The 437-nt window shown below is 66.4% G+C and carries 1 protein-coding gene and 1 pseudogene; both read right to left on the bottom strand.

Annotation, left to right across the window (positions count from 1 at the left end):
- Window positions 1-221: pseudogene (locus tag EN742_RS37385) on the bottom strand (two-component sensor histidine kinase); the annotation flags it as partial.
- A partial coding sequence (locus EN742_RS37380) for a winged helix-turn-helix domain-containing protein (protein WP_148670634.1) occupies window positions 209-437 on the bottom strand: 229 nt, incomplete at its 5' end. The pseudogene EN742_RS37385 and the gene EN742_RS37380, both read right to left, overlap by 13 nt.

The raw sequence follows: 437 nt of genomic DNA, 5'->3' as shown, positions 1-437 counted from the left end.
CCGGCCTGGCGCACATCCTCGGCATAGATGGCGGCGAGCACCGCGCCTTGCGCGATCAGCTCCGCCTCGGTCTGGCGGATCAGCTGGTTCTCATAGAGGCGAAAGAAGAACAGGCCGACCAGCGGCAGCGCCATCACCACGATCAGGATGGCGACCACCACAGTGGCCAGCCGCGGCCGCCATTTGTCCCCGATCCATTTCCGCGAGTTCAATGGCCGCATCGGCCGAGCCGGAAGCCGACGCCGTGCACGGTCTCGATCGCATCGGTGCAGCCGGCCGCCGCCAGCTTGGCGCGGATGTTGCGGATATGGCTGTCGACGGTGCGTTCCGAGACATGGATGTTGGCGGCATAGGCATTGGCCATCACCGCCTCGCGGGCAAGCACATGCGTGGGGCGGGCGAGGAACCCTTTCAGGATCGCGAACTCGATGCCCGTC

Source organism: Mesorhizobium sp. M4A.F.Ca.ET.020.02.1.1 (genome assembly GCF_004022645.1).
Lineage (GTDB): Bacteria > Pseudomonadota > Alphaproteobacteria > Rhizobiales > Rhizobiaceae > Mesorhizobium.
The sequence above is the reverse complement of the archived record's forward strand: the minus strand, read 5'-3'. Positions and strand labels throughout refer to the sequence as shown.